The sequence below is a fragment of the Micromonospora sp. NPDC049529 genome (assembly GCF_055586685.1).
This window is the reverse complement of sequence record NZ_JBVJHT010000015.1, coordinates 48,709-57,254: the sequence shown is the minus strand read 5'-3', so window position 1 is coordinate 57,254 and position 8,546 is coordinate 48,709. Positions and strand designations below refer to the sequence as shown.

The 8,546-nt window shown below is 69.1% G+C and carries 7 protein-coding genes; 5 read left to right on the top strand and 2 right to left on the bottom strand.

The window, feature by feature from the left end; genetic code table 11:
- Positions 1-111: 111 nt before the first annotated feature.
- Positions 112-2,475 (bottom strand): M14 family zinc carboxypeptidase, encoded by a 2,364-nt coding sequence (locus tag ACZ6QQ_RS25515; RefSeq protein WP_465879656.1) that lies wholly within the window; start codon positions 2,473-2,475, stop codon positions 112-114.
- A gap of 409 nt (positions 2,476-2,884) precedes the next feature.
- Positions 2,885-3,271 carry an iron chelate uptake ABC transporter family permease subunit gene (locus ACZ6QQ_RS25510; RefSeq protein WP_465879655.1) on the bottom strand — a complete coding sequence of 129 codons (387 nt, stop codon included), beginning with the start codon at positions 3,269-3,271 and terminating at the stop codon, positions 2,885-2,887.
- 45 nt (positions 3,272-3,316) lie between these two features.
- On the opposite strand from ACZ6QQ_RS25510, the gene ACZ6QQ_RS25505 reads away from it, so the two are divergent.
- The 5 genes from ACZ6QQ_RS25505 to ACZ6QQ_RS25485 all read left to right on the top strand — a co-directional run bounded on the left by ACZ6QQ_RS25505 (position 3,317) and on the right by ACZ6QQ_RS25485 (position 8,435).
- Positions 3,317-3,496 (top strand): ABC transporter substrate-binding protein, encoded by a 180-nt coding sequence (locus ACZ6QQ_RS25505; RefSeq protein ID WP_465879654.1) that lies wholly within the window; start codon positions 3,317-3,319, stop codon positions 3,494-3,496.
- Positions 3,490-3,768, top strand: a complete 279-nt coding sequence (locus ACZ6QQ_RS25500; protein ID WP_465879653.1) for a TroA family protein — start codon at positions 3,490-3,492, stop codon at positions 3,766-3,768. Before ACZ6QQ_RS25505 ends, ACZ6QQ_RS25500 begins: the two co-directional genes overlap by 7 nt.
- Before the next feature lie 176 nt (positions 3,769-3,944).
- Entirely contained in the window at positions 3,945-4,604 is a 660-nt protein-coding gene (locus ACZ6QQ_RS25495) for a TetR/AcrR family transcriptional regulator (protein WP_465879651.1), read from the top strand.
- A 31-nt stretch (positions 4,605-4,635) separates the two neighbouring features.
- Positions 4,636-6,369: an ABC transporter ATP-binding protein gene (locus ACZ6QQ_RS25490; RefSeq protein WP_465879649.1), complete on the top strand. Its 1,734-nt coding sequence runs from the start codon at positions 4,636-4,638 to the stop codon at positions 6,367-6,369.
- Positions 6,370-6,407: 38 nt separating this feature from the next.
- Positions 6,408-8,435 (top strand): ABC transporter ATP-binding protein, encoded by a 2,028-nt coding sequence (locus tag ACZ6QQ_RS25485; protein ID WP_465879647.1) that lies wholly within the window; start codon positions 6,408-6,410, stop codon positions 8,433-8,435.
- The last annotated feature ends 111 nt before the right edge of the window (positions 8,436-8,546 follow it).

The following is an 8,546-nucleotide window of genomic DNA, read 5'->3' as shown; positions in this document are numbered from 1 at the left end:
GAGTCCCACCGGAGCTTTCCCCCCCGCACCACTCCCACCCCCGGCCCCGCCGGTGTGGGGGGGGTGTCGGGCCCCGCGTCCGGGGGGGTTCCCCCCCCACGCTGGTGGGGGTTAGCTCTTGGGGACGTTCAGGAGCTTCTCCTGTACGTTGCCGACGTTGCCGGCGATGTCGACGGTCAGCCAGCGGACCGTGGTCTTCGCGGTGATGGTGATCCGCTCCGGACCCTCGCGGTAGCCGGCGAAGCCGAGCTTCAGCGACGCCGTGGTCGGCTCGCTGCCGTCCAGGGTGTAGTAGACGTTCGCCGCCTCACTGGTGGTGAAGGTGAAGTCGGTGGTGCCGGCGCCCTTGCTCTTCACGACCAGTTCGGCCGTGGGCTTGGACTTGTCCGCCGCGTACGCCTTGGCCACCTCGAGGATCGCGATCTGGCCGCTGGAGAACTCCATCGCCTCCTCGTGACCCTCGCTGAAGTCCGGCTGGAAGCCGACCGCGTCCCAGCGGTTCGTGGCCGGGTTGTACTTGTCCGCGCCGACCTCGAAGTTCCAGGCGATGATGCCCTTGTTGTACCAGTGCGCGTCGGCGCTGTTACCGGCCGCCGAGTAGAGCACGTCGGTGGTCGGGCCGGTACGACCCGGCCAGATCGCCGTACCCCGGTGCGACTGGACCGCGTTGAGGATCTTCGACGAGGCGTTCCAGAAGAAGTTCTCGGTGCCGAAGTCGGTACGCGGCAGCACCTCGCGACCGGCCGTCTTGTACGCACCCGGCGCCCACATGAAGTACCCACCGTACGAGTGGGTGTTCATCGAGAACTTGATGTTCGGGTACGTGTTGATCAGCCAGTCCTCGTTCTTGGCCTCCGGCTCGGACTGCTCGCTCGGGCCGGCGTACGTGCTGCTGGTGCAGCTCGACGAGGCGCCGTTGTAGCCGTCGAACAGCGAACCGGCGTTCTGGTTGCGGTTCAGGTCCACGCCCCAGGAGTTGCGGTTCGCCGGGTCGGCGGCGTTCGCGGGGCAGTGGTTGGTCATGTTCTTACGCTGCGAGTTGAAGTCGTACATGCTGTAGTGCGCGCCGTCCGGGTTGACCACCGGCAGGATGAAGATGTCCAGGCCGTTGACCAGGTTGCGGGTCTTGGTGTCCCGCTCGTAGTTGCGCAGCAGCCGCTCGGCGGTCTCCACACAGGTGATCGGGGTGACCCACTCCCGGGCGTGCTGCTGGCAGTAGAGGTACACACCCGGCTTGGAGCCGTCCTTGGCCCGACCGATCCGCAGCGCCTTCATCTGGAACGGCTCGCGGGAGACGCTCGCCGGGGCCTGGAGGTTGTCGCTGAGCCGGGTCGTCCCGGCGGCGGCGACCAGACCGGTGCCGGCGTTGCCACGGTAGGTGCTCGCGGTCAACAGGGCGCTGGCGGAGGCGTTCTCGTTCAGCGCGGCGACCACCTGGGCAGCGGTGCTGCTCAGGGCACCGCTGGCGTCGGTGGCCAGCGAGACCATCACGGTCTTGCCGGCGACCAGTACGGTCAGCGCCTGGTTCGGCGCACCGGGATTGACCAGCGAGACCGTGGTGTCGTTGCCGCCCTCGTGTCCCCACGCCTTGGTGGTGACGTAGAAGGTGCTCGCCGCCGCGGTGCCGAACTGGGCCTGCGCCTGGCGGCGGTACCCGTTGGTCAGGTTCGGCAGGTCGATGATCTGCGTGATGTTCGGGAACTCGGCCGCGAGCCCGGTGATCCGCTCGGTGATCTCGGTCGGGTCCATGTAGTGGTCGACGAAGTCGGAGACGTAGTGCTCCTCCGGCGCCTCCTTCGGCTTACCCAGCCACTGGGTCACCGAGGCCTTGACGGTGCCGCCCTTGCTGCTGGTGAAGGTCACCTTGTTCGGTGCGGCGGTGGTCAGCACCAGCGGCGAGGTGAACCGGTGGTACATGTACTCGCCCGCGTCGGTGAACCGGGCCATGGTGGCGGTGCCACCGGAGGCCGGCGGCGTGTCCATCCCGGTGTCCCAGCTCGCGTTGATCACCGTGGCGGCGTCGGCGCCCGCGCTGGACTTGACCTCGAACGACAGGAACCGGTTGCCGTCCAGGCTGGTGAACCACTCGGCCCGGAGCACGGTCAGCTGGTCGGTCTCGACCGCGAGTGCGTCGGTCGCCGCGATGGCGGCCTTGCGCTCGGCCACGTTGGCCCGGTAGTCGTCCTGGTCGGAGATCTTGCCCTGGACGTCGAAGCCCAGATCCCGCAGGGCCGCGGTCTCCTCGGGGCTCAGTACGGCGTGGACCTCGATGCCGTTCTCCAGCGGCTTGCTGTACTCGACGAGGTCCACACCGAGGTCGGCGAGCTTGTCGACCTCGCCCTTGTCGGCGGCGACGATGCGCATGAGCGCGACGCCGTTCTGTTCGGTGGTGGACTTCCGGGTCGGCTCCACCTGCCCGTTGTCGGCGGGATTGGCGAGGCTCGGCAGTGCGCCCAGGACGAGCGCGGCGGGCACGGTGAGTAGTGCTACCAGACGACTGACTCTGGCCGGTCTTCTGATACTCCTCATACGAGGTTCCTCCGGTCGAGGCGTGCACGGAAGCCGCCCACGGTAGGTCGATGACCGGGGGCGGCACGGGATGATCACGCAGTTGGCCGAAGTGTGTTGTGCGTCGCAACAGTTGTCAAGATTCATTGATCTCCGGCCGATGGATCAACTTCTGGACAGCGGCCGATCGTCGAAACCGCGCTGTCCGTGCGCGGGACCACGGGTCGGCCGAAGGTGCCGGCCGTACCCACGCAACATGTTTCGCGCGCCGGCCCGGACAAACCCCTGCCGCCCGGCGGATTGATCACCGTCCGTCAACCAGGATGGACACTCGGGCCGGTGACGGCAGGGGAGCCGGGTCCGCCGGCACGCGGTCTCAGTTGCGGGGTACGGACCTACGGGTGAGCAGCCGCATCAGGTATCCGCCGCCGAGTGCCCCGGTGACCAGCCCGACCGGGATCTGGAACGGGGCCGGAGCCCGCTGGGCGAGCAGGTCCGCGCCGAGCAGCAGCAGTGCTCCCATCACCGCCGACGGACCGAGTGGCATACTCGGCGCGCGGGTGAGCCGGCGGGCCGGGATGGGCAGCGACGCCGCCGACGGCGTCTTTCCTCGTACGGTCGGGCACTTCGCCGGCAGCACCACCGTTCCCGAGCAGCCGACCCGGGTCGTGGTGATCTCCCTCGGGCAGCCCGACGGGTTGCCGACCCTGGGGATCGTGCCGGTCGCCGCCACCCGAGGTGACGACGCGGCCCTGGTGCCCACCTACCTGACCACGGCCTTCCCCAGTACGCCGGCCAACTCGCGCAGATGGGCGACGTGGGCGGTCGGGGTGAGCCGAACCTGGAGGCGGTGGCGCAGGCCAAGCCGGACCCGATCCTGATGAACCCCTCGGTGCTGAGGGATGACGTGTACGGGGCCGCCTCCGCGATCGCCCCGACGGTGGTGACCGAGGGGACCGGGTCAACTGGAAGCAGGACTCTTTGCTGATCGCGGCGGCGGCCGGCCGGTCCGAGCAGGCGCGGGGGATCCTGGACACGTTCCACGCCGACGCCGCCGGGCTCGGCCGATCGCTCGCCGAGCCGGCGACGGTCTCGTTCCTGCGGGTCAACGGGGACCGGACCCGGATCTTCGGGGTCGCCTCGTTCACCGGCAGCATCGCCGAGGACGCCGGCCTGGCCCGGCCCAGGAGCCAGCAGTATGACATGACCTCGCAGGACATCAGCAACGAGCAGCTCGACCTCGCCGACGCGCGGATTTGATCCTGTCTTATCCGAATTAAATGGGTCGAGTTACCCGCCGCCGTACGCCACACTCTCCCGGTGCGGCCAGGCTCCGGCGGAAAGCGGTGGGTCGGTCGGGACCGGTGTCCCGCCGACCCCGTGGTGAGGGTCATCTCACTTGTGAGTGAGCCACTCACTCAGCTAATGTCGCGGCCGTGAGTCTCCCCCCGAGGAACGGGTCACCGTCCGGGCCGAGCCGACCGTCGCAGTGCGGGCCCGTCTCCGGGCGGGCCCGCCCACTGCCACCCGACGAGCGGCGAGCGGCGCTGATCGCCGCCACCCTGCCACTGGTCGGCGAGCACGGCACCAAGGTCACCACCCGGCAGATCGCCGAGGCCGCCGGGGTCGCCGAGGGCACCATCTTCCGTGTCTTCCCGGACAAGCGGGCCCTCATCGAGGCGGCGGTCGCGGCCGCGCTGGACCCCGAGCCGGTCTGGGCCGAGTTCGCCGAGGTCGACCTGACCCTGCCACTGCGCGAGCGGCTGGTCGAGGCGACCGCCATCATCCAGCGCCGCCTGATCAGAGTGATCAACCTGCTGACCGCGGTCGGACTGCACAGCCAGCCACCCGACCGGGATGCCCACCGCGCGACGGTCCGACCGACCAACGAGCGGATCCAGGCCGAGGTCGCCCGGATCATCGAACCCGACCGCGACCAGCTTCGTTTCACCGAGGGGGAGGTGGCCCGGCTGCTGCGGCTGCTGGTCTTCTCCGGCTCCCATCCGATGATCACCGACGGTGAACCACTCACCGCGGAGCAGATCGTCTCCGTACTGCTCGATGGTGTCCGCCAACATGAGCCGGAACCGTCATGACCGGCCGCATCACTGATTCGGGGGGTCACCGATGCTGACTCGTTTACTCCGTACCTACCTACAGCCGTACCGGCGACCGCTCACCTACGTGGTGCTGCTGCAACTCGTCGGCACCATGGCCTCGCTCTACCTGCCCAGCCTCAACGCCGACATCATCGACCAGGGCATCGCGCGCGGCGACACCGACTACATCCTCCGCATCGGCGGCTGGATGTTGCTGGTCAGCGGCGTACAGATCGCCTGCTCGATCGCGGCGGTCTACTACGGCGCGCGGACCGCGATGAGTTTCGGCCGGGACGTCCGCACGGCGATCTTCGGCCGGGTGATGAGCTTCTCCGCCCGCGAGGTCGGCCAGTTCGGCGCCCCGTCGTTGATCACGCGCAACACCAACGACGTCCAGCAGGTCCAGATGCTCGTCGTGGTGAGCTGTACGTTGCTCGTCGCCGCCCCGATCACCTGCGTCGGTGGTGTGATCATGGCGCTGCGCGAGGACGTCGGCCTCTCCTGGCTGATGGTCGTCTGCGTGCCGGTGCTGATCGCCTCCATCGGCCTGATCATCCGCAAGATGGTGCCGCAGTTCCGGCTGATGCAGACCCGGATCGACACCGTCAACCGGGTGCTGCGCGAGCAGATCACCGGCATCCGGGTGGTCCGCGCGTTCGTCCGGGAGCCGTTCGAGACCCGCCGCTTCGACGTCGCCAACGCCGACCTGACCGCGACCGCGCTGCGTACCGGCCGGTTGATGGCCCTGATCTTCCCGATCGTGATGCTGGTGCTCAACGCCTCCAGCGTCGCCGTGCTCTGGTTCGGGGCGTCCCGGGTCGACGCCGGCCAGATCCAGATCGGCGCGCTGACCGCCTTCCTGAGCTACCTGATGCTGACCCTGATGGCGGTCATGATGGCCACCTTCATGCTGATGATGGTGCCGCGCGCGGCGGTCTGCGCCGAGCGGATCGTCGAGGTCCTCGACACCGACTCCTCCGTCGTGCCGCCGCAGCACCCGGTCACCGAGGTCGCCGCCCACGGTGAACTGGAACTGCGCGACGTGCGGTTCCAGTACCCGGGAGCCGCCGCCCCGGTGCTGCGGGACATCTCGTTGCGGGCCCACGCCGGTCAGACCACGGCGATCATCGGGAGCACCGGGGCGGGCAAGACGACCCTGCTCGGCCTGGTGCCCCGGCTCTTCGACGCCACCGGCGGCACGGTGCTGGTGGACGGGGTCGACGTACGCGAACTCTCCCCGGACATCCTCTGGCAGCGGATCGGGTTGGTGCCCCAGCGGCCGTACCTCTTCTCCGGCACCATCGCCAGCAACCTGCGCTACGGCAACCCGGACGCGACCGACGACGAGCTCTGGGCCAGCCTGGAGATCGCCCAGGCCCGCGACTTCGTCGAGGCGCTGCCGGAGCAGTTGGAGGCGCCGGTCAGCCAGGGCGGGACGAACCTCTCCGGCGGTCAGCGACAACGCCTGGCCATCGCCCGCGCGCTGGTCCGCCGGCCGGAGATCTACCTGTTCGACGACTCGTTCTCCGCCCTCGACCTCGGCACCGACGCCCGGCTGCGGGCCGCGCTGCGGCCGGTCACGGCGGACGCCGCCGTGGTGATCGTGGCCCAGCGGGTCTCCACCATCGTCGACGCCGACCAGATCATCGTGTTGGAGGACGGGGCGATCGTCGGGATCGGCCGGCACCAGGAACTCATCGACACCTGCCCCACCTACGCCGAGATCGTGGAGTCCCAGCTCACCGTGGCAGCGGTGGCATGAGCGACCAACCGGCACCAGAGCAGACACGGAGTACGGGGATGACCCAGAAGACCACCGGTACCACGCCGGCCCGGTTGCCCGAAGCCGGTCGGCGCGGGGGCGGCCCACCCTGGATGGGCGCGGGCATGCCGGCCGAGAAGTCGATGAACTTCCTGCCCTCGGCCAAGCGGCTGATGGCCCGGCTCCGGCCGCACCGACTGCCCCTGTTCGGGGTGATCACGCTCGCCGTCGCCAGCGTCGGCCTCAGCGTCACCGGTCCGAAGATCCTCGGCCACGCCACCGACATCATCTTCTCCGGTGTGATCGGCAAGCAGCTGCCGCCCGGTACGACCACGCAGCAGGCCGCCGACGCGGCCCGCGCCGCCGGCAACGACTCGTTCGCCGACATCATCACCAAGGCCCACGTGCTGCCCGGCGTCGGCATCGACTTCGACCGGCTCGGCATGGTGCTGCTGCTGGTGATGCTGCTCTTCGCCGCCGCCAGCCTGCTCGCCTGGATGCAGGGCTACATCCTCAACGGGGTGGTGCAGCGGACCATCCGGCAGCTCCGCTCCGACGTCGAGGACAAGCTCAACCGGTTGCCGTTGCCGTACTTCGACAAGCAGCCCCGGGGCGAACTGCTCAGCCGGGTCACCAACGACATCGACAACATCTCGACCAGCCTCCAGCAGACGCTGAGCCAGTTGCTCACCTCACTGCTCACCGTGGTCGGCGTGGTGGTCATGATGTTCGTGATCTCACCGCTGCTGGCGGTGATCGCGCTGGTCGCGGTGCCGCTGTCGGTCTGGGTGACCAAGCAGATCGCCAAGCGGTCGCAGAAGCAGTTCGTCGCCCAGTGGAAGCACACCGGCGCGCTGAACGGCCAGATCGAGGAGGCGTTCACCGGGCACGAACTGGTCAAGGTGTTCGGCCGGCAGCGCGAGATCGAGGCGTCCTTCGACGCGAAGAACGACGAGCTGTTCAAGGCGAGCTTCGGCGCCCAGTTCGTCTCCGGCATCATCATGCCGTCGATGATGTTCATCGGGAACCTGAGCTACGTGGCGATCGCGGTCATCGGCGGCCTGCGGGTCGCCTCGGGCGCGATGAGCCTGGGTGACGTGCAGGCGTTCATCCAGTACTCGCGGCAGTTCACCCAGCCGCTGACGCAGGTGGCGTCGATGGCGAACCTGCTGCAGTCCGGGGTCGCCTCGGCCGAACGGGTCTTCGACCTGCTCGACGCCGACGAGCAGAGCCCGGACCCGGCCGAGCCGGCGAAGCTGACCGAGCGGCACGGCCGGGTCGAGTTCGAACGGGTCTCGTTCCGGTACGAGCACGACAAGCCGCTGATCGAGGACCTGTCGCTGGTGGCCGAACCGGGTCACACGGTGGCGATCGTCGGGCCCACCGGTGCCGGCAAGACCACCCTGGTCAACCTGGTCATGCGCTTCTACGAACTGGATTCCGGCCGGATCACCCTGGACGGGGTCGACCTGACCGACCTGAGCCGGGACACGCTGCGCTCCGAGATCGGCATGGTGCTCCAGGACACCTGGCTGTTCGGCGGCACGATCCGGCAGAACATCGCGTACGGCAACCCGGAGGCGAGCGAGGAGGAGATCCAGGCGGCGGCGAAGGCGACCTTCGTCGACCGGTTCGTCCGCAGCCTGCCCGACGGTTACGACACGGTCATCGACGAGGAGGGCAGCAACATCAGCGCGGGTGAGCGGCAGCTCATCACGATCGCCCGCGCGTTCCTGTCCAACCCGTCGCTGCTGATCCTGGACGAGGCGACGAGTTCGGTGGACACCCGTACCGAGGTGTTGTTGCAGCGGGCGATGGCGGCACTGCGTTCGGACCGGACCAGCTTCGTGATCGCGCACCGGCTGTCGACCATCCGGGACGCCCACCTCATCCTGGTGATGGAGAGCGGCCGGATCGTCGAGCAGGGCACCCACGACGAGCTGCTGGCCGCCCAGGGCGCCTACCACCGCCTCTACCACGCCCAGTTCTCCCAACCCGTGGCCGACGTGGACGACGCCGTACCGGCGCAGGCGGGTCCCGCCGGGGCGATGTTGCGACAGCGCTGACCAACCCCACCCCCACCCTGCCGTGGCGGGGGTGCCGGGGGGGGGGGGGGGGGGGGGGGGGGGCGGGGGGGGGGGGGAAGGGGAGTGAAGCCCGGGGGGGGGGACACCTCG